Annotated in this window: 24 protein-coding genes; 12 read left to right on the top strand and 12 right to left on the bottom strand. The window is 52.2% G+C overall.

The window, feature by feature from the left end; translation table 11 throughout:
* Positions 1–206: 206 nt before the first annotated feature.
* Positions 207–1412, bottom strand: coding sequence for a purine nucleoside transporter PunC (gene punC, locus AC3G3F_RS16900; RefSeq protein ID WP_063390404.1), 1206 nt, complete (start codon positions 1410–1412; stop codon positions 207–209).
* 112 nt (positions 1413–1524) lie between these two features.
* On the opposite strand from punC, the gene punR reads away from it, so the two are divergent.
* Positions 1525–2457, top strand: coding sequence for a DNA-binding transcriptional activator PunR (gene punR, locus AC3G3F_RS16895; RefSeq protein ID WP_023248100.1), 933 nt, complete (start codon positions 1525–1527; stop codon positions 2455–2457).
* Here the strand turns inward: punR and purR are convergent.
* Positions 2454–3479, bottom strand: a complete 1026-nt coding sequence (gene purR, locus AC3G3F_RS16890; RefSeq protein ID WP_000190992.1) for an HTH-type transcriptional repressor PurR — start codon at positions 3477–3479, stop codon at positions 2454–2456. The genes punR and purR overlap by 4 nt on opposite strands.
* A gap of 295 nt (positions 3480–3774) precedes the next feature.
* On the opposite strand from purR, the gene cydH reads away from it, so the two are divergent.
* Complete coding sequence (gene cydH, locus AC3G3F_RS16885) at positions 3775–3864, top strand: cytochrome bd-I oxidase subunit CydH (RefSeq protein WP_000102276.1); 90 nt, start codon at positions 3775–3777, stop codon at positions 3862–3864.
* Between the two features lie 82 nt (positions 3865–3946).
* Here cydH and sodB read toward each other — a convergent pair whose 3' ends face one another.
* Together sodB and AC3G3F_RS16875 are read right to left on the bottom strand one after the other, a co-directional pair.
* Complete coding sequence (gene sodB, locus AC3G3F_RS16880) at positions 3947–4528, bottom strand: superoxide dismutase [Fe] (protein WP_070803546.1); 582 nt, start codon at positions 4526–4528, stop codon at positions 3947–3949.
* A 126-nt stretch (positions 4529–4654) separates the two neighbouring features.
* Positions 4655–5479 (bottom strand): C40 family peptidase, encoded by an 825-nt coding sequence (locus AC3G3F_RS16875; RefSeq protein WP_023248102.1) that lies wholly within the window; start codon positions 5477–5479, stop codon positions 4655–4657.
* Between the two features lie 333 nt (positions 5480–5812).
* Here AC3G3F_RS16875 and grxD point away from each other — a divergent pair, with 333 nt between their 5' ends.
* Positions 5813–6160, top strand: coding sequence for a monothiol glutaredoxin 4 (grxD, locus tag AC3G3F_RS16870; protein ID WP_000108176.1), 348 nt, complete (start codon positions 5813–5815; stop codon positions 6158–6160).
* A gap of 77 nt (positions 6161–6237) precedes the next feature.
* Here grxD and rnt read toward each other — a convergent pair whose 3' ends face one another.
* The 4 genes from rnt to AC3G3F_RS16850 form a co-directional block, all read right to left on the bottom strand.
* Entirely contained in the window at positions 6238–6885 is a 648-nt protein-coding gene (gene rnt, locus AC3G3F_RS16865; protein ID WP_001282270.1) for a ribonuclease T, read from the bottom strand.
* Positions 6886–6985: 100 nt separating this feature from the next.
* Positions 6986–7393, bottom strand: a complete 408-nt coding sequence (gene gloA, locus AC3G3F_RS16860) for a lactoylglutathione lyase (protein WP_001237787.1) — start codon at positions 7391–7393, stop codon at positions 6986–6988.
* Between the two features lie 68 nt (positions 7394–7461).
* Positions 7462–8559, bottom strand: coding sequence for an N-ethylmaleimide reductase (gene nemA, locus AC3G3F_RS16855; protein WP_488395378.1), 1098 nt, complete (start codon positions 8557–8559; stop codon positions 7462–7464).
* A 58-nt stretch (positions 8560–8617) separates the two neighbouring features.
* Complete coding sequence (locus AC3G3F_RS16850) at positions 8618–9217, bottom strand: TetR/AcrR family transcriptional regulator (RefSeq protein ID WP_023248104.1); 600 nt, start codon at positions 9215–9217, stop codon at positions 8618–8620.
* Between the two features lie 102 nt (positions 9218–9319).
* On the opposite strand from AC3G3F_RS16850, the gene AC3G3F_RS16845 reads away from it, so the two are divergent.
* The 3 genes from AC3G3F_RS16845 (at position 9320) to sodC2 (ending at position 11107) form a co-directional block, all read left to right on the top strand.
* Positions 9320–9559: a DUF1289 domain-containing protein gene (locus AC3G3F_RS16845; RefSeq protein ID WP_001663937.1), complete on the top strand. Its 240-nt coding sequence runs from the start codon at positions 9320–9322 to the stop codon at positions 9557–9559.
* Between the two features lie 50 nt (positions 9560–9609).
* Positions 9610–10506 (top strand): aldo/keto reductase, encoded by an 897-nt coding sequence (locus AC3G3F_RS16840; protein WP_023248105.1) that lies wholly within the window; start codon positions 9610–9612, stop codon positions 10504–10506.
* Positions 10507–10585: 79 nt separating this feature from the next.
* The gene (gene sodC2 / locus AC3G3F_RS16835) at positions 10586–11107 is read left to right on the top strand and encodes a superoxide dismutase [Cu-Zn] SodC2 (RefSeq protein ID WP_000826818.1); all 522 of its coding nucleotides are present in this window, start codon (positions 10586–10588) and stop codon (positions 11105–11107) included.
* Here the strand turns inward: sodC2 and AC3G3F_RS16830 are convergent.
* From AC3G3F_RS16830 to AC3G3F_RS16820, 3 genes are read right to left on the bottom strand one after another with little or no spacing between them, the layout of a single operon-like run.
* Positions 11083–13122, bottom strand: coding sequence for an FUSC family protein (locus AC3G3F_RS16830; protein ID WP_023248106.1), 2040 nt, complete (start codon positions 13120–13122; stop codon positions 11083–11085). The genes sodC2 and AC3G3F_RS16830 overlap by 25 nt on opposite strands.
* A complete protein-coding gene (locus AC3G3F_RS16825) occupies positions 13122–13982 on the bottom strand; it encodes an efflux RND transporter periplasmic adaptor subunit (protein ID WP_053529773.1) in 861 nt (286 codons plus the stop codon). The genes AC3G3F_RS16830 and AC3G3F_RS16825 overlap by 1 nt, the downstream gene beginning before the upstream one ends.
* A gap of 2 nt (positions 13983–13984) precedes the next feature.
* Positions 13985–14221 (bottom strand): DUF1656 domain-containing protein, encoded by a 237-nt coding sequence (locus tag AC3G3F_RS16820; RefSeq protein ID WP_023248108.1) that lies wholly within the window; start codon positions 14219–14221, stop codon positions 13985–13987.
* Positions 14222–14415: 194 nt separating this feature from the next.
* On the opposite strand from AC3G3F_RS16820, the gene slyA reads away from it, so the two are divergent.
* A complete protein-coding gene (slyA, locus tag AC3G3F_RS16815) occupies positions 14416–14856 on the top strand; it encodes a transcriptional regulator SlyA (RefSeq protein ID WP_077918455.1) in 441 nt (146 codons plus the stop codon).
* A 47-nt stretch (positions 14857–14903) separates the two neighbouring features.
* Here slyA and slyB read toward each other — a convergent pair whose 3' ends face one another.
* Complete coding sequence (gene slyB, locus AC3G3F_RS16810; RefSeq protein ID WP_023248110.1) at positions 14904–15371, bottom strand: outer membrane lipoprotein SlyB; 468 nt, start codon at positions 15369–15371, stop codon at positions 14904–14906.
* Between the two features lie 271 nt (positions 15372–15642).
* Between slyB and anmK the strand changes: the two genes are divergently transcribed.
* The 5 genes from anmK (at position 15643) to pdxY (ending at position 20217) form a co-directional block, all read left to right on the top strand.
* Positions 15643–16764, top strand: a complete 1122-nt coding sequence (anmK, locus tag AC3G3F_RS16805; RefSeq protein ID WP_053529772.1) for an anhydro-N-acetylmuramic acid kinase — start codon at positions 15643–15645, stop codon at positions 16762–16764.
* A gap of 87 nt (positions 16765–16851) precedes the next feature.
* Entirely contained in the window at positions 16852–17181 is a 330-nt protein-coding gene (mliC, locus tag AC3G3F_RS16800) for a C-type lysozyme inhibitor (RefSeq protein WP_023248112.1), read from the top strand.
* A 58-nt stretch (positions 17182–17239) separates the two neighbouring features.
* Complete coding sequence (gene pdxH / locus AC3G3F_RS16795) at positions 17240–17896, top strand: pyridoxamine 5'-phosphate oxidase (protein ID WP_023248113.1); 657 nt, start codon at positions 17240–17242, stop codon at positions 17894–17896.
* Between the two features lie 126 nt (positions 17897–18022).
* Positions 18023–19297 (top strand): tyrosine--tRNA ligase, encoded by a 1275-nt coding sequence (gene tyrS, locus AC3G3F_RS16790; RefSeq protein ID WP_053529771.1) that lies wholly within the window; start codon positions 18023–18025, stop codon positions 19295–19297.
* 59 nt (positions 19298–19356) lie between these two features.
* Positions 19357–20217, top strand: coding sequence for a pyridoxal kinase PdxY (gene pdxY, locus AC3G3F_RS16785; protein ID WP_000789736.1), 861 nt, complete (start codon positions 19357–19359; stop codon positions 20215–20217).
* The last annotated feature ends 28 nt before the right edge of the window (positions 20218–20245 follow it).

Genomic DNA, 20245 nt, shown 5'->3' with positions numbered 1-20245 from the left:
TCCGTGAGCCAGTTATCCGACGTAGAACAGAGGAAGGGAGGAACCCTTGCCGAAAAGGCCATCCGTGGTGAATCGGGAACGCTCCGGTTCCCGTTAATGCCTAATAATTATCGTAATATAAACAACCGGGAATCAGTATAGGCCGCAATTTTTGATGATTCAACCGAAAATTGTTAGCGTGCTAATTACTCGGGATTAACAAACCTCTAGTGAGACTTCTCGTGGGCGACATCGGCATGCGCAAATCCGGCCTCATTGCACGCTGCATGAGACTGCATTTTGTAGCCTAACGCCGCCAGAACAACGGTAAAGAGCATTACGCTGGTGGTGGTCAGCAGCGGCGTGCTGATGAGCCATGAAACCACCAGGCTTGCCAGGAAACATAACCCCAGTTGCAGCGTATTTTGCAGCGCCGCAGCACGCCCCGTGGCTTGAGGGAAAGGGCGTAACGCTTGCGCGACGACGATAGGGTAGATTGCGCCATTAGCAATCGCCATTACGCAGAACGGAATCAGGATCTCCACCAGTGAGGCATTATTCAGGAAGCCCGCTCCCCAGGTGGCGATAACGCTCAGCGCATACAGCCCTAACAGCCACGGAAGCAATTGGTAACCCTGCCATTTTTGTAGCGCCGCGCGGCAGCCATATCCGCCAATCAGAAAAGCGATGGTTTGAGGAACATAGCTCAGGCCAATCACTGCCGGGCTGTAACCCATCGCGCTGAGAATGAACGGGGAACCCGTTAACCACGCAAAAAAGCTGGCGGAACAGGCGGCATAAATCAGTACATTACCGCGATAGGTTTTAGAGCGTAGCAACGTCGCAAAAGTGAGTTTATCCTGTCCCTCGGCATGTGCTTTTACCGATGGTTTTAAGCGCAGCGCTGGCAACATCAGCAACAACGTAATCGCAAACAGAGTGGCGAAAATCGCCTGCCATGAGAAATGCGTCAGTATCCAGCTTCCCAGTAAGGGCGCAAGCGCCGGGGATAGTCCTACCAGTGGCATGATAGTGGCGAAGATACGATTAATTTTTTGCGAAGGATAATAATCGGTCACCAGCGCTTGCCAGATTACCGTTGCCGCACAAACGCCGACGGCCTGCACAAAGCGTAGCGTCAGCAGTGCTGCCGCGCTTTCTACCCACAGCATCCCCAGACTTCCGAGCGCAAAGATGGATAACCCCAGCAGTAAAATCGGTTTACGGCCATAACGATCCGATAGCGGTCCCCAGAGTAGTTGTGCGACGGCAAAGCCAGCTAAAAACAGGCTGAGGCTGGCGCTGACAGCGGCAGCAGGCGTTTGTAAATCCGCCTGTATGGCGGCAAACGCGGGCAGGTACATGTCCGTAGCCAGAAACCCCAGCACGCTAAGACCGGCTAACCAGACTAAAAAACCTTTTCCAGGTTGCATATTTGTTTCTCTTTCTTATCAGACAGACATTGTCGCAGAGTGTAGGGAGTGAAATTACGGTTGTGAAACGTTAATATTTGTCCAGTGAATTCAAAATTTTTGTAGGCAAATTATGTGGTCGGAATACTCGCTTGAAGTGGTTGACGCCGTGGCGCGCAATGGCAGTTTTAGCGCGGCGGCGCAGGAACTGCACCGTGTGCCTTCGGCAGTCAGTTACACCGTTCGTCAGTTAGAGGAGTGGCTGGCCGTACCGCTTTTTGTACGACGTCACCGTGATGTTGAACTTACGCCTGCTGGCGTCTGGTTTTTAAAAGAAGGGCGTTCTGTTATCAAAAAAATGCAGATCACTCGTCAACAGTGTCAGCAAATTGCTAATGGCTGGCGCGGGCAGTTGGCTATTGCGGTGGATAATATCGTCAGACCAGAACGTACCCGGCAGATGATCGTCGATTTCTATCGCCATTTTGACGATGTGGAACTGCTGGTTTTTCAGGAGGTGTTTAACGGCGTCTGGGACGCGCTCTCCGACGGGCGAGTCGAACTGGCTATTGGGGCGACGCAGGCGATTCCGGTAGGGGGACGTTATGCTTTTCGGGATATGGGTACCCTGAGCTGGAGTTGCGTAGTGGCAAGCGATCACCCGCTGGCGGCGATGCCGGGACCGTTAAGCGATGATACCCTGCGCAACTGGCCGTCGCTGGTCAGAGAAGATACCTCGCGAACCTTACCGAAACGGATTACCTGGTTACTGGATAACCAAAAAAGGGTTGTAGTACCGGACTGGGAGTCATCGGCAACCTGCCTGTCAGCAGGATTATGCGTGGGAATGGTGCCGACGCACTTTGCCCGACAGTGGATAGACAGCGGAAAATGGGTGGCGCTGACGTTAGAGAATCCGTTTCCCGATGCGGCCTGTTGCCTGACGTGGCAGCAAAACGAGGCCTCGCCCGCGCTGGCATGGCTGCTGGATTATTTGGGCGATAGCGAAACGTTGAATCGGGAGTGGTTGCGGGAGCCTGAAGAGGCTCCCGACAGCGGGGATTAACGTCGATAGTCGCGGAACGGGCCGTCAGCGACCGAGCGACGCTCAACCAGGCGTGGATGAACTTCAATAGACTGTGACTCTTCGCGCTTATTGACGATGCGATCCAATAGCATATTAAATGCGGTTTCGCCTAAAGAGTCTTTGGGCTGGTGAATCGTCGTCAGCGCCGGGGTAAAGAAGCGGGCGTTACGCACATTGTCATAACCGATCACCGAAACGTCCTGCGGTACGCGAAGCCCCATTTCGTCTGCCGCGCAAAGCGCGCCCATCGCCATAATATCGCCGCCGCAGAAAACGGCGGTAGGGCGATGTGACTGCGATAAGATTTGCTGCATCGCGTGGTAACCGGACTCCGGCTCGAAGTCGCCCTGAACAATCCAGTTGTCTGGCACGTTGATCAACGCCTCCTCCATTGCCTTCATGAAGCCTGCCAGCCGACCCGCGCCGGTGTTGCGCTCCAGCGGACCGGGAATAACGCCGATATCCCGGTGACCGCGTTCAACCAGATAACGACCCGCCATATAGCCGCCTGCAAAGGCGTTATCAATCACCGTATCGGTAAAATCGGCCTTCGCTTCACCCCAGTCCATCACCACCATCGGAATATGGCGATACTCTTCCAGCATGGAAAGCAGAGGTTCCGGGTACTCAGAACACATCACCAGCAGGCCATCCACGCGCTTTTGCGCCATCATGGACAGGTAGGCGCGCTGTTTTTCCAGGTTATTCCAGGCGTTGCCCAAAATCAGCGTATAGCCTTTCTGGAAGCAGTTTTTTTCAACCGCCTCGATAATTTCTGCAAAATAGGCCGCTTCGCTGCTGGTCGCCAGTAAGCCTATCGATTTGGTATGGTTGACCTTCAGGCTACGCGCGACGGCGCTGGGAGAGTAGTGCAGCTCTTTAATCGCCGCCCAGACCGCGTTACGCGTTTCTTCAGCGACAAAACGCGTTTTGTTGATTACGTGTGATACAGTTGTAGTGGAAACGTTTGCTCGTTTCGCTACATCTTTAATTGTTGCCATTACATTTCACTCCAGACCCTCGCTAAGCTCCTGAGAAACGCCAGGTAAACGTTTGCCTACACACACCCTAATCGCAACGTCAGGGTTGCGGCATGCCGGAAAAACGACACGGAACGTCAGGAAGGGGTCAATGGCCGTTACGCTAATTCAGTAAGCCTGGAATTTTGTCTGATCTTGAGGAAAAGGGGAAGCGTTAAAAACAGTTATCAATATAAAACATGAGAGATTTTTGTGCGGGAATGTGCAAAAATGCGCTATATCACTTTTTGTGTGGGAATAAAAAGGAGAAAACTTGATGAGTACCGACCTGAAATTTTCGTTGATCACTACGCTTATTGTTCTGGGCTTGATTGTCGCAGGTGGATTAACGGCCGCTCTGCACTGATTTCCTCTCTTCTGAGGGAGGGCGTTTCCTCTATTCTATCCCTCTCTAAAACGCAGAAGGCGTACCTTCTGCGTGCTCAGACTTATGCGGCGAGATTTTTCGCGACAAATTCCCAGTTAACCAGCGCCCAAAAATGCTCCAGATAGTTTGGACGGGCGTTGCGGTAGTCGATGTAATACGCGTGTTCCCACACATCAACCGTCAGCAACGGCGTCGCATCTGTGGTCAGCGGCGTACCGGCATTTGAGGTAGAGACGATAGTCAGTTTGCCATCAGCGCCTTTTACCAGCCATGTCCAGCCGGAACCAAAGTTTTTGATAGCGGCATCTGTGAACTGCGTTTTAAATTCCGCGAAGCTGCCAAAAGATGCCGCGATAGCATCAGCCAGTTTCCCGGTCGGTTCGCCGCCAGCATTTGGTGCCAGGCAGTTCCAGTAGAACGTATGGTTCCACACCTGAGCGGCGTTATTAAAGATGCCGCCTTCGGAAGCACGCACGATCTCTTCCAGCGATTTGCCTTCAAACGCCGTGCCTTTGATCAAATTATTAAGATTGGTCACGTAAGTCTGATGATGTTTGCCATAGTGATATTCCAGCGTCTCAGCAGAAATATGCGGCGCCAGAGCATCTTTGGCATACGGTAATGCAGGTAATTCGAACGACATTGCTTCTCTCCTTATTATTAATATTGCGCACGCACAATAACCCTGGTGCGCGTAAGGATAGGGTAGCAAATTGAGCGGGGGCGCAAAAGAAGAAGTTATCCTGTCGTTAAACGACAGGATAAAATATTAGCGAATTGTTTTAGGGGTCATCACCCGGCGGGCGCCGACATAATGGCGCTGCCAGTATTCTTCGTTCAGCGAGGTGATCTTAATTTCCTGACCGCTGCGCGGAGACTGGATAAACTTACCGTTGCCGACATAGACGCCAACGTGATCGGCGGTGCCGCGCCCCTGCGTACGGAAGAACACCAGATCGCCGTTTTTCAACTCGCTGCGCTCAATGGGCGCCGCGTCACGCAGGTGATACATCTCATTCGCCGTTCGGGGGATACGGATCTTCACTAAATCTTTATAGGCATAATAAACCAGACCGCTGCAATCAAAACCGGTGCGCGGCGACGCGCCTCCCCAGTGATACGGCTTACCAATCTGATTCATGAGCTTGGACATCGCGGTTTTCGTCGCTTTTTGTACTTTAGTCCGATGCGCATCGGCAATAGAGAGCGGCAATGTTCCTTTCCCCTTCACGCAGTGCGGCTTACGGCCTTTACGCGTCGTGCATTTTTCCGTCACGTCGAGGGCGGCGATTGACGTGGGCGCGGTTCTGTTACGGCGATGAGTCGTATGACGAGATTTCGTGGAAGCGATGGTACGTTTTGGCGTAGAAGCGGAAGAAGAACGGCTGGTTTTTGAGGTTGTTTTTACGTTTTTTTTGTTGGTCTTACTGATCTGTTTGGGCGTTGTGCTTTTCTTTTTATCTGCCGTTTTAGTGACATGAGAAACAGCAGGCGTCGCTTTGGCTTGCCTGGAAGCATGGGCCATTGGCGTAAAAGGGAGAGTAGTAAAAAGTAAAGCACAGAGCGTGATCGAGATTTTGTTTATCCGCGCCACTGAGCAATCCTCTGTTAAAGGCAGGCGATCATGCCTGCGTATGATTTACAAAACCTGATAATTCTAATCTACAAAAGCACAGATTGGTAATTGCTTTTGGTTTCTGAAGCTGTGTTTCGTTAACAGATGTAAAAAAAATAGCAATTAATGCTAAACACGAACGCGTTATCTACGAATCACTGCGTGGCAACCCGCTTAAAAGATATTTTGTATGCAACTTATTCCCGCAGACGGTAAAATAATAAGGCATGATGAAAATGTTATTTTCCGTTGCCAGCCTGACCCGTTACAATGACAGGCTTCGGTCGTAAAAGAAGTTAAGGAAGCGAGACAATGAGCACCACTATCGAAAAAATCCAGCGCCAGATCGCTGAAAACCCGATTCTCCTGTATATGAAAGGTTCACCAAAACTGCCAAGCTGTGGTTTCTCTGCGCAGGCCGTTCAGGCGCTTTCCGCCTGTGGGGAACGTTTTGCCTATGTTGATATCCTGCAAAACCCGGATATTCGCGCAGAATTACCGAAATACGCCAACTGGCCGACATTCCCACAACTGTGGGTGGATGGCGAGCTGGTCGGCGGGTGTGATATTGTGATTGAAATGTATCAGCGTGGCGAGTTGCAGCAGCTTATTAAAGAAACTGCCGCAAAATATAAAACTCAGGAGCCGGACGCAGAATAATCTGTGAAAGGGGAAAGCGACCTGTAAAGGTCGCTTTTTTACCGTCATAGTGAGCAAAAGCGGCGTCGTTAGCCACGTTATTTGTCTGTCGGCAAGGGTAACGGCCAGCCGCCCAGGCGCTTCCAGCGATTGACGATTTCACAAAACAGCACCGCTGTCCGCTCGGTATCATACAAAGCAGAGTGGGCCTTTTCGCCGTCAAACTCCATACCCGCCGCCAGGCACGCTTTTGACAACACCGTTTGTCCCAGCGCCAGTCCGCTCAATGCCGCGGTATCAAAGGTGACGAACGGATGAAACGGGTTACGTTTCAGCGAGGCGCGCTCTGCGGCGGCCATCATAAAACTGTGATCAAAAGTGGCGTTATGCGCGACCATAATGGCGCGGCTACAGCCACTTTCTTTGATACCTTTACGCACCATTTTGAAAATAGCATGTAGCGCCTCATATTCACTCACCGCGCCGCGTAGTGGGTTAGAGGGATCGATACCGTTAAACGCGAGCGCTTCCGGCTGTAAGTTGGCTCCAGCGAACGGCTCCACATGGAAATGCAGCGTCATGTCCGGCATCAGCCAGCCTTGTTCATCCATTTTCAGCGTGATGGCGGCGATTTCGAGCAGCGCATCGGTTTTAGCGTTAAACCCTGCAGTTTCAACGTCGATGACGACAGGATAAAAACCACGAAAACGGTCGCACAGACCGGAAAGTTGAGCGTTATCGGACATCTGAGTCTCTTAATACGAAAAAATGCAGCGCGCATTATGGCAAATTTTACGCCGGGATGCAGTAAAACAACGGGCACAGTGACCTGCGCCCGACGGGGAATCAGTTACCCAGACCGCGGCCTGCGTCTTTAGCTTCAATCAATTCGATTTTATAGCCATCCGGATCTTCAACGAAGGCGATGATGGTTGAACCGCCTTTCACCGGCCCTGCTTCACGGGTCACGTTGCCGCCGTTCTGACGAATACGTTCACAGGCTTCAGCGGCATTGTCAACGCTCAGCGCGATGTGCCCATACGCATTGCCCATGTCGTAGCTCTCAACGCCCCAGTTATAGGTAAGTTCGATGACCGCTTCTTCCGTTTCCGGACCATATCCCACAAAGGCCAGCGAGTATTTGTATTCCGGATTCTCACTGGTACGCAGCAGTTTCATGCCCAGAACGTTAGTGTAAAAAGCGATGGAACGCTGCAAGTCGCCGACGCGCAGCATAGTATGCAATAAACGCATTTTCGTTGTCCTTAAAATAGTCAAGATATTCAAAGTATAGCGGCGATGTGAGGCCGCTATCAATGGAATTACAGAGTAGGGTAGTCAGTGTAGCCTTCCTCGCCGCCGCCATAAAAACTTTCGGGACGCTGTGGATTGAGTTTCGCGTTACGTTGCAGACGCGCCACCAGATCCGGGTTAGCGATGTAATCGCGACCAAACGCTACGGCGTCAATCAGCCCTTTTTCGATCAGCGTTTCCGCTTTTTCTGGCGTATAGGCGCCAGCGCCGATGATGGGACCGGGGAAACACGCGCGGATTTTTTTACGGAATGCTTCGCTATAAGGCGTGCCGCCCGCCCAGTCTGGTTCAGACATATGCAGATAAGCAATGCCGCGTTTGCCTAACGCTTCAATAAGATAGAGGGCATCGGCTTCTTCATTTGGGCCGTTATCGACATTCTGGAAAGTGCCGACAGGAGAAAGGCGGATGCCGATACGATCCGCGCCCCATTCCTCAATGCCGGCATCAAGCACTTCCAGCACCAGACGGGCGCGATTCTCTACGCTGCCGCCGTACTGATCGGTACGGTGATTAGAAGAAGGTGAGAGGAACTGATGTAGCAGATAACCGTGCGCGGAGTGCAGCTCCACCAGATCGAAGCCTGCTTCTCGGGCATTGGCGATAGCCTGGCGGAAGTCGTTGACGATCCCCTGGATCTCGTGAGTATCCAGCGCGCGCGGTGTGGAAGTTTCTACGCGGATTGCCTGACCGTTTTCATCACGCAAAGAGGTGCGGGTTCCCGCATTGATAGCGGATGGCGCGACAGGCGCTTGTCCGCCTGGTTGCAGGCTGGCGTGTGAAATACGGCCTGTATGCCACAGTTGTACCGCAATATGACCGCCCTGAGCATGCACTCCCTGAGTGATTTTTTTCCAGGCAGCGATCTGCTCATCGCGGTGTAATCCCGGCGCGCCGGCGTAACCTTTCGCCTGTGCGGAGATTTGCGTGGCTTCGCTGATGATCAATCCGGCGCTGGCGCGTTGACGGTAATATTCCGCCATTAACGGCGTAGGAATATCGCCCGGTTCAATACTCCGCAAACGCGTCAAAGGCGCCATAAATACCCGGTTTGTCGCCGTGATGGCGCCCACCTTGAGGGGGGTAAACAGTTTTGCTGATGACATAGTGGCTCCTGGTATAAGTAGACCGGTCGTCTTGTAATAAAGGAAATGAAAACGCCTGTTACTGCTCAGGCGTTGTAATGATGGTCTTAACATGCGCCAACGCATTTTCCAGCGGCGCGGCGCTACGGGATATTTTGGCCTGTAAATTGGCGCCCAACCACAGGGCGTAAAGCACCTGCGCCTGTGGCAACGGCTGGCCGGTGAAATGTAAACAGTGGCTATTGCGACCGTTTTCCAGCGCGCGCGCGAGCAGTGCAATGATCTCCTGCGCCCCTTTATCCATAGTAGAGCGCATATCCTCCGACAGATCGCAGACTTCCGCTGACAGTTTCACCGTCAGGCAGCCGCTGATGGTGCCTTGCTGACAAAACTGATTCAACGTTTCCTGATACCAGGTGAGAAGACGATCGCGATGATTACCGGGACCGGAGGTAAAGTGCGCCGTAAGACGCTGATGATAGCAGGCGTAATGTCGCTCCAGCATGGCGACGCCGAAGGCTTCTTTCGAGCGAAAGTAGTGATAAAACGATCCTTTAGGCACCTGAGCGGTTTTGAGTAACTCGCTAAGACCCATGCCGGTAAAACCCCGTTGCATACATAGTTGCTCACCGGTGGCCAGCAGATGTTCGCGAGTATCGTATTCGGTTTGCTTATTCATGACAGGCAGTATAGTAGACCAGTCGGTCTACAGCAAGCAGAGTTGCCATAATGCCAGTTAGCGTCTTCAATAGTCATAAGCGTCAAACGTTGAGGAGGGGATGTGGCCGAGCAGTTGGAGTTTTTTCCTGTAGCAAGCCCATGTCGCGGTATCTGCCAGTCTGATGAGCGTGGCTTTTGTCGGGGATGTATGCGCAGTCGCGACGAACGCTTTAACTGGCAAAAAATGAGCGATGCCGAGAAACAAAATGTACTGCGGCTTTGTCGCCAGCGTTTCTTGCGTAAAATACGCGCAAACAAGCCCCTCCCAGCGGAAGATCCTCAACAACCCTCACTCTTTTAAACGCGGAATTGCGTATACTCAACCTCATTATTCTCTATGAGGAATCTGTTATGGTTCAGCGTGTCACCATCGCTCCACAAGGCCCGGAGTTTTCGCGTTTTGTTATGGGTTACTGGCGTTTGATGGACTGGAATATGTCCGCGCGTCAGTTAGTGAGTTTTATCGAAGAACATCTGGATTTGGGCGTCACTACCGTTGACCATGCGGATATTTATGGTGGTTATCAGTGCGAAGCAGCGTTTGGTGAGGCGTTAACGTTGGCGCCGTATTTGCGGGAAAGACTGCAAATCGTTACCAAATGCGGTATTGCGACCACCGCCAGAGCGGAAAATAAACTCGGTCATTATATTACCGATCGCCACCATATTATTCTGAGCGCAGAACAATCATTAAAAAATCTGGCGACAGATTATCTGGATATGTTGCTAATCCACCGTCCCGATCCGTTAATGGATGCGGATGACGTGGCCGAGGCGTTTCAACATCTGCACCAAAGCGGCAAAGTACGCCATTTTGGCGTCTCTAATTTTACGCCAGCGCAATTTACGTTGCTGCAATCGCGCCTGCCTTTTACCCTGGCGACCAACCAGGTGGAGATCTCGCCAGTTCACCAGCCTTTGTTGCTGGACGGCACATTAGATCAATTACAGCAACTGCGTATTCGTCCGATGGCCTGGTCATGTCTTGGCGGCGGTCGGCTGTTTAATGATGAGACTTATCAGCCATTACGACAGGAGCTTTCCGTTATCGCGCAAGAACTCAACGCCAGTTCTATTGAACAGGTGGTCTATGCCTGGATTTTACGTTTGCCGTCGCAGCCGCTGCCGATTATTGGCTCGGGTAAAATCGAACGCGTACGCGCTGCGGTAGAAGCGGAAACGCTGTCATTGTCGCGTCAACAGTGGTTCCGAATCCGCAAGGCGGCATTGGGCTATGACGTGCCGTAATCGCCAACTCGTTGACTTTCCGTTCATGTTTCCGCCAGTGGTTTACACTTAACAGGCTACCACTTGTAACGGAGGTTTTATGAAGCGATTAAGTTTAGCAATGGTGACGCTGCTGGCCTGTGCGGGTGCGCAGGCCGCAAGCGAGAAAGTAGAGATGAATCTGGTGACGGCGCAAGGCGTAGGACAGTCTATCGGCACCGTGGTCATCGATGAAACCGAAGGCGGCTTAAAATTTACCCCGCACCTTAAAGCGTTACCGCCTGGCGAGCATGGTTTTCACATTCATGCCAAAGGTAGCTGCCAGCCCGCGATTAAAGATGGCAAAGCGGTTGCGGCAGAAGCCGCTGGTGGTCATCTGGACCCACAAAATACCGGCAAGCATGAAGGACCGGAGGGCCAGGGACATCTGGGCGATCTCCCGGTGTTAGTCGTTAATAATGATGGTATCGCTACCGAACCGGTTACTGCGCCGCGTCTGAAGTCTCTTGATGAAGTGAAAGATAAAGCGCTAATGATCCATGTGGGCGGCGATAATATGTCCGATCAACCGAAACCGCTTGGCGGCGGCGGGACGCGTTACGCCTGCGGCGTCATTAAATAACCCGGAGACAGCGTTCCCTGCGCTGACGCCTGCTCCAGCTGTGACAGCGAACAGTGTAAACGCCAGATAATCGCCGCCAGCTCATGCGCTGCGGGTTGATGATGATGCGCGAGCGTGTCACAGATACGCTGTAATTCCTGTAGCGTGGCGGCAAGCGGACGTTGTTGCACGCCGCGCTCGCTCATCACATCGCGCAGCAGGGAGATACAAATATCCCGCACCCGGGAAAGCGGATCGGAACGCGACTCCCAGGCGCGTAGCTGCCACACCACATGCGAGCAGTTCAGCAATACCACTCCCCAACGTAATAACCACCGGCGCGCCAGCGCATCCTGGCTGTTACTGAGCTGACTGACGTGATGATAGGTTAGCGATTCAAACTCGCTTTCGCTATGGGAAGGGTGACGGCTAAGCTGATCGACGAAATCCCGGCGTAGCGCGCGGATATGGCGGCGACTTTTTACGGCATCGGAACCGGGACGCAAAATCGCAAACGCCAGCCAGGAAATCGCGACGCCGACGATCTTAGCGGTATTATCGTTAAGGAAGTCGGCGAAATCGTACACTGGCGGATTGGTCACGGCGATGAACGAGCCCATAAAGACAATAAGCTGCCCCCACAGTCCCGCCAGCTTAGGCATCTGTAGTTTAAGCAGTTGCATCGTGACGAACAGCGGAAAAAGGAAAAGTAAGAATTGCCACAGATCGGTGATTTGCACCATCAGGCCAAATTTCACCACGAAACTGAATAAGGACAGCAGCACTAAAGTTCGCATCAATAAGGAGAGCGACTTAAACGGCGTGGCGACGATGGAGTAGAGGACGCAACTGATCGCCGCCAGTGTTAATGCGCCGGACCCTGATTCCCATTGTGCGCCAATACTCCAGGCGCCAATAACCGTGAGCGTACAAAAGGTACGCACACCGCTCCAGATGGCCTCTGCGTTATCCGTATGCCGCGCAAGGCCAGGAGTGCGGCGGATGTTGATTTTATCCACCGGCGCACCGTTTTCGATTAGATATAACTGGCGGCTGCTGCGCAGGTATAACTGGCAAAAATAGCGTAATCGCTGCCAGAACGCGAGGCGACGATAATCCTGTTCATCCTGCGGGCGTAGCGGCGCAATAATCCGCGCCACGGTGTAGCTGTCCGCGCGCGGTTTCGCCAGCGCAGCTAAGAGTTGTTCAATGACTTCGCGGCTGTTTTCCGGCGGCGTCGGCCAGTTTAAAAGCATTCTACGCAGACTGGAGATCACGCTGGTTAGCCGTAATTGCTGATGTAACAATGAATTGAGCAACGCATTCTGGCGGCGAAAACGGTAATGACTCCAGAAAGCCTGAATACGCAACAGGTTCATGGTCAGGATTTGCCCAATGACGCCCTCATGCGCTGAGCGGATGGCGTCGGTGGTATCCGGCTGCCAAAGTAGACTGGCATGTTCCAGCAAGCGCGCATGCATGTTTTTCAACGCGGTGAGCAGGGCGGTGCCATCCGACGTGCTGGGCAGAATCATCATCATCATGCCGCCGCAGAGGATGCCGACGATAACTTCACATACGCGCGCCTGGGCGATATCCCACAACTGCGTGATTTCTACAATATTGACCATCGGGAACGCGATGATCGCCGCCGTGTAGCCGGACAACTGGAAAGCATAAGCGGCATTATTGGTAAAATGCGCGCAGGCCCAGGTACAAAAACCGATCCAGGCGGCCATGCTAAACAAGAACAACCAGGGTTCATTTAGCGTATGGCCGGCAATAATCAACGCAGCGGTCGCGCCGAGTAAACTCCCGGCAATACGCCCCAGACTTTTACTGATTACGCCGCCTACGGTCGGAAAGCTCACCACTGCGGCCGAAGTCATCGCCCAGTAGGGCTCATCCAGATTGAGATAATAAGCGAATGTCAGCGCGAGACACATGGCAATAGTATTACGCAACGCGTAACGCCACTGGCCGGAGGTTGCTTTAACCCAGGGCGTATTTCGCAGTGCCGGCAGGGAGAGTTTCATTACCGGTGTCCAATCGCCACGCTACAGGTAGTGCCGGAGACCAGCGTGATATCCTGCGGCAAAGCGTCAAATTCGATACGCACCGGAACGCGTTGCGCCAGACGTACCCACGGCACGTTGGGTTTGATATCTGGTACTAAACCGGAATCGCTCTCCACGCTTTGGTCGTAAATAGCGCGCCCGATACTGCCAACGTGACCCTGTAACTTAATATTGCCACTATACAGCGTTATTAATGCTGGCTCCCCTTCGTGAATATGGCGTAGTTTGGTTTCTTCGAAATATCCCATTACATAAAATGAATGGCTATCTACCAATGCGAAAAGCGGCTTACCGGTACTGGCATAATCACCGGTACGCGTGGAAAGGTTGGTCACCCAGCCGGATACCGGCGCTTTTACTTCTGTCTGGCTAAGCTGCCACTGCGCCTGTTTTAACGTTGCCAGTGCGACATCTACGCTGGCTTGCATCGCTTTAACATTCAGATTGGCGCTATCCAGATCTTCAGCAGAAATGTAGTTACGCGATAAATGTCGACGTCGCTCGGCTTCATTATTCGCTTTTGCCAGATCGGAGTGCGCTTTGGCCAACTGCGCCTGCGCGTTAAGTTCCGCAATATGGAAGGGCGTTTTATCAATGACAAAAAGAATGTCCCCCGCGTTGACGAACTGATTATCTTTGACATTGAGTTGGGTAATGCTGCCAGAGACCTGCGGCGTTACGCTGACCTGTTCCGCGCGGATTTTACCATCGCGCGTCCACGGCGACTGCATATAGTAATTCCATAACCACCACGCGGCCAGAACGGCGATGACGGCGACAATGAGAGTAGAAAAATATTTTATTGTTTTTAATGACATATTTACCACGCGATCAGTAAAACGAGGCCCAGACACACGCAAAGCGTAAAGAGGGAGAGATCCATTAACAGGGGATGCCAGATTTCACCAGAGTATATCCATTCACGCAGGAGTCGGTGAATAAACAACCAGATAACGAATCCAAGCGCGAAGGCTTTAAAGAACGGCGGAAAGTAAACAGATGCTCCCAACATGAGATCTTGTAAGGGCAATCCTGTGGCGTTGAGTATACACTTCACAAGCAATGTTCCTTTGCGTCAGACGACGATGCTTTAGTTTTAGCCAAAACCGAAGCTATAGGTGCCGATTGCGCACTATGTCTGAAAAAATGTCTATTGGTAAGCAAATTTAGCAATACATTTGTTTTGAGAATGCAAATACTGCACACTATTCTAAAATCAGTATAATAACTTAGCAAGCTAATTATAAGGAGATGAAATTGGAATCGCCACTAGGTTCTGATCTGGCACGGTTGGTGCGCATTTGGCGTGCTCTGATTGACCATCGCCTCAAGCCTCTGGAATTGACGCAGACACATTGGGTCACGCTGCACAATATTCATCAATTGCCGCCTGACCAGTCGCAGATTCAATTGGCTAAAGCGATAGGCATTGAGCAGCCATCGCTGGTACGCACGTTGGATCAACTTGAAGATAAGGGGCTAATTTCGCGGCAAACCTGCGCTAGCGATCGTCGCGCTAAGCGCATTAAACTGACTGAGAAAGCGGAGCCGCTGATCACCGAGATGGAAGCGGTCATTCATAAAACGCGCGGTGAAATTTTGGACGGGATTTCTTCAGAGGAGATTGAGCTTCTGATTAAACTTATCGCCAAACTTGAACACAACATTATGGAATTGCACTCTCACGATTGAGGCGCAGGGGCATACGTGTGGTCATGTGACCACACGTAAAGCCTGTTTTAGCGTGGAGAGACAGTAACCTGGCTGCCGTTGCTGGCCAGCACGACACGCTGACCTGCCGCGAAACGCGTATTTCCTTGTTTCTGCACAACCATAATGGTGTTGCCATCGTCTTTACGAATTTCCAGTTCCACACCCTGGGTTTTATTCATTGCGCCCTGGACGCCCTGGCCCGCTACGCCGCCAGCCACCGCGCCTGCCGCGGTCGCCAGTGAACGACCAGTACCGCCGCCGATAGTGTTGCCGAGGAATCCGCCCAACACCGCGCCGCCGATAGCGCCAATCACGTTAGAATCATCACCGCCCTGAATTTGAACCGGACGAACGTTAACGATAGTACCGTACGTTACATTCTGAACTTGTTTAGCCTCGGATGCGGTATACACATCGCCCGAAAGGCTATCATTGTTAACACATCCAGCTAAGGATAACCCCATCAGTGAAACGGCCAGTACACGTTTAATCATTTACCAATCTCCTGTTCTTCACGAAACGCTATTTCAGCATCCCTATAGCTAAATTATATGGCATTTATGCAGTTAAGGTCATATCTTCTGCTGAAAGAATGTAAAAATCATAATCAGAAGTTCATTAACTAACCTTAAACGAAGTGGGAAGCAAGAAAAGATAGGTTATTGATATCCGTGGACGGCACGGCAAAAAACGTGACGCAGGCATAGCATGTCAAAATACGTTATGCCGAGTGTTAAGGCTTAACCCAGCTTAAAAGGAAGAGGTATGAAATCGGGCCGTTTTATTGGCGTTATGTCCGGAACCAGCCTTGATGGCGTTGATGTTGTACTGGCGGCAATTGATGAAACAATGGTTGCGCAACAGGCAAGTCTCACCTGGCCTATTCCCGTTCATCTGAAAAAAGGCATTCTTGATATTTGTCAGGGGCAGCCGCTTACGCTCTCGCAACTCGGTCAGCTTGATACCCAGTTAGGCCGGCTTTTTGCACAGGCGGTTAATGCGCTGTTAGCGCAACAACGTTTGCAGCCGCGGGATATCGTCGCCATTGGTTGTCATGGGCAAACGGTCTGGCATGAACCGAGCGGAGATGCCCCGCATACTCTGCAAATTGGCGATAATAATCATATCGTCGCCCATACGGGGATTACGGTGGTCGGCGATTTTCGGCGGCGGGATATTGCGCTGGGCGGACAAGGCGCGCCGCTGGTGCCCGCTTTTCATCACGCGCTGTTGGGACATCCGACGGAAAAACGGATGGTCCTGAATATCGGCGGTATCGCCAATTTATCTCTGCTTTTCCCCGGGCAGGCGGTGCGCGGATACGATACGGGGCCGGGCAATATGTTGATGGATGCGTGGATTTGGCGGCAATGCGCGCAGCCCTACGACAAAGACGCGGCATGGGCGAAAGAAGGTCAGGTTATTCTTCCATTGCTGCAAAAAATGTTGAGCGATCCGTACTTTGCTGCGTCGGCGCCCAAAAGTACAGGACGCGAATACTTCAACTATGGCTGGTTAGATCGTCACCTTATGGCTTTCCCCGGCGCAGGCGCGCGCGATGTACAGGCCACGCTGGCTGAGCTGACGGCGGTCTCCATCGCCCAACAGGTGCTGCTCAACGGCGGCTGCGAGCGGCTGATGGTCTGTGGCGGCGGAAGCCGGAATCCGTTAGTGATGGCTCGTCTGGCAGCGCTGTTGCCGGGTATCGAGGTTTCGACCACCGATAAGGCGGGGATCAGTGGCGATGATATGGAGGCGTTGGCTTTTGCATGGCTTGCATGGCGAACCCTCGCGGGCCTGCCGGGAAATTTACCTTCCGTGACGGGCGCTACAGAAGCCAGTGTTTTAGGCGCTGTTTACCCTGCTAACCCAAGAACTCAGAGTTAACTGAATTTTTCCCGGACGATATATCGGTAAACTAGGAAGGTCAGGAAGGGGCGTTTGCCCCTCCAGAAGCAGGAGAGCTTTCGGGATATACCTATGAAAAAGATAGTAATAATGTGTTTACCTGTGCTTCTGACCGGCTGTAGCGTTTATCAACAATTTGTTGAACGTATGCAAACGGATACACTGGAATACCAGTGTGATGAGAAGCCGCTTACCGTTAAAGTCAATAACCCGCGTGAAGAAGTCAGTTTTGTTTATGACAATAAGCTGCTGGCCCTGAAGCAAGGAATCTCGGCCTCGGGCGCGCGTTATACCGACGGGATTTATGTTTTCTGGTCGCAAGGTGAGCGTGCCACAGTCTATAAACGAGACAGAATTGTGCTAAATAACTGTCAGTTACAAAATCCGAAGCGTTGAGATTTTCATTACGGGGGCGCACAATAGCGCCACCCACTGATTATTTCTGATCAACGCCATGTCTGATAACGACCAATTGCAGCAGATCGCGCATCTGCGCCGTGAATACACGAAAGGCGGCTTGCGTCGCCGCGATTTACCCGCTGAACCGTTAATCTTGTTTGAGCGCTGGCTTGGGCAGGCGTGCGACGCCCGGCTGGCCGATCCGACGGCAATGGTTGTAGCGACCGTAGATGACAAGGGGCAACCGTACCAGCGTATTGTGTTGCTCAAGCATTATGACGAAAAAGGCCTGGTCTTTTATACCAACCTGGGAAGCCGCAAGGCGCATCAAATTGAGCACAATCCGCGTATCAGTCTGTTATTTCCCTGGCATATGCTTGAACGCCAGGTGATGGTGACAGGCAAAGCCGAGCGTCTCTCCACACTTGAGGTGGTGAGGTATTTCCACAGCCGTCCGCGTGATAGCCAGATCGGCGCATGGGTCTCTAAACAATCCAGCCGCATTTCCGCGCGCGGTATCCTTGAAAGCAAATTCCTGGAGCTCAAGCAGAAGTTTCAACAGGGCGAAGTTCCGTTGCCCAGCTTCTGGGGCGGTTTTCGCGTGAGTATCGAACAGATGGAGTTCTGGCAGGGCGGCGAACATCGTCTGCACGATCGCTTTTTATACCAACGCGACGACGGCGCGTGGAAAATCGACCGTCTTGCGCCCTAAAGATGCAAAATTCTTGTTTTAAGCACTGGTGCGGATGAATCCGCCGTTTTATGCTATGTCTCTTTCGCGTCTGGCGAAAAGTCGTGTACCGGCAAAGGTGCAGTCGTTTTATACATGGAGATTTTGATGGCAAGCAGTAACTTGATTAAACAATTGCAAGAGCGGGGGCTGGTAGCCCAGGTGACGGACGAAGACGCGTTGGCAGAGCGACTGGCGCAAGGCCCGATCGCGCTCTATTGCGGCTTCGATCCTACCGCTGACAGCTTGCATTTGGGGCATCTGGTTCCATTGTTATGCCTGAAACGCTTCCAGCAGGCAGGGCATAAACCTGTTGCGCTGGTAGGCGGAGCGACCGGTCTGATTGGCGACCCGAGCTTTAAAGCCGCCGAGCGTAAACTGAACACTGAAGAGACCGTTCAGGAGTGGGTGGCGAAAATTCGTAAACAGGTTGCCCCATTCCTGGACTTTGATTGCGGCGAAAACTCCGCCATCGCGGCCAATAACTATGACTGGTTCGGCAGCATGAATGTGCTGACTTTCCTGCGCGATATCGGTAAACATTTTTCCGTTAATCAGATGATCAACAAAGAAGCGGTGAAGCAGCGTCTGAACCGTGACGATCAGGGTATCTCTTTCACGGAGTTCTCTTATAACCTGCTACAGGGGTACGACTTCGCTTGTCTGAATAAACTGCACGGCGTTGCCTTACAGATTGGCGGTTCTGACCAGTGGGGGAACATCACTTCCGGTATCGACCTGACCCGTCGTCTTCACCAGAATCAGGTATTTGGTTTGACCGTTCCGCTGATCACCAAAGCTGACGGCACGAAATTTGGTAAAACCGAAGGCGGCGCTGTCTGGCTGGACCCGAAGAAAACCAGTCCGTACAAATTCTACCAGTTCTGGATTAATACCGCGGATGCCGATGTTTATCGTTTCCTGAAATTCTTCACTTTTATGGACATTGAAGAGATCAATGCCCTGGAAGAAGAAGATAAAAACAGCGGTAAAGCGCCGCGCGCTCAGTATGTGCTGGCCGAGCAGGTGACGCGTCTGGTTCACGGCGAAGAGGGGCTGGTTGCGGCAAAACGTATTACTGAAAGCCTCTTTAACGGCAACCTGGGCGAACTGAGCGAAGCGGATTTTGAGCAACTCGCTCAGGACGGCGTGCCGATGATCGAACTGGAAAAAGGCACCGATCTGATGCAGGCGCTGGTAGACGCCGAACTCCAGCCGTCGCGTGGTCAGGCGCGTAAGACTATCGCCTCCAACGCAGTCACTATCAATAGTGAAAAACAATCCGATCCTGAATACATCTTTAACGATGAGGACCGTCTGTTTGGCCGCTATACCTTATTGCGTCGCGGCAAAAAGAACTATTGTCTGATTTGCTGGAAATAAGGCATTAAGTAACAGGGAGTGAGAAATCACTCCCTTATTTTTGATGTTCAGGTAAAAAAATGAAGAATATCCTCGCTATCCAGTCCCATGTTGTTTTCGGACATGCGGGCAACAGCGCTGCCGAATTTCCCATGCGTCGTCTTGGCGCGAATGTTTGGCCGCTGAATACCGTTCAGTTTTCTAACCACACGCAATATGGTAAATGGACCGGCTGTGTCATGCCGCCCAGCCATCTGACTGAGATTGTCCAGGGGATTGCGGACATTGGTCAGTTAGCGCACTGCGACGCCGTACTTAGCGGTTACCTGGGATCTGCCGAGCAGGGAGAACACATTCTCGGTATTGTGCGCCAGGTTAAAGCGGCAAATCCGCAGGCAAAATATTTCTGCGATCCTGTGATGGGGCATCCGGAAAAGGGCTGTATCGTGGCGCCCGGCGTCGCAGAGTTCCATGTGCGTTATGCGCTACCCGCCAGCGATATTATCGCGCCTAACCTGATTGAACTGGAAATTCTCAGCAAACATAGCGTTAATAATGTGAATGACGCCGTGCAGGCGGCGCGTGAACTGATTGCTCAGGGGCCAGAGATTGTACTGGTAAAACATCTCGCCCGTGCCGGTTACAGTTCAGAACGCTTTGAAATGCTGCTGGTGACAGCGCAGGAAGCCTGGCATATTAGCCGTCCGCTGGTGGATTTCGGCTCACGTCAGCCGGTTGGCGTTGGCGATGTCACCAGTGGTTTATTGCTGGTCAAACTTTTGCAGGGCGCGACGTTGCAGCAGGCGCTGGAGCACGTTACGGCGGCAGTATATGAGATTATGATCGCCACCAAAACGATGCAGGAGTACGAACTGCAGGTCGTGGCGGCCCAGGATCGGATCGCTAATCCTGAACATTACTTCAGCGCAACGCGGCTCTAATTATTGCTGCTGAAAAGATGCCGGATGG

It is taken from the genome of Salmonella sp. FC25216 (assembly GCF_057751355.1).
This window is presented reverse-complemented; position numbering and strand designations above follow the sequence as displayed.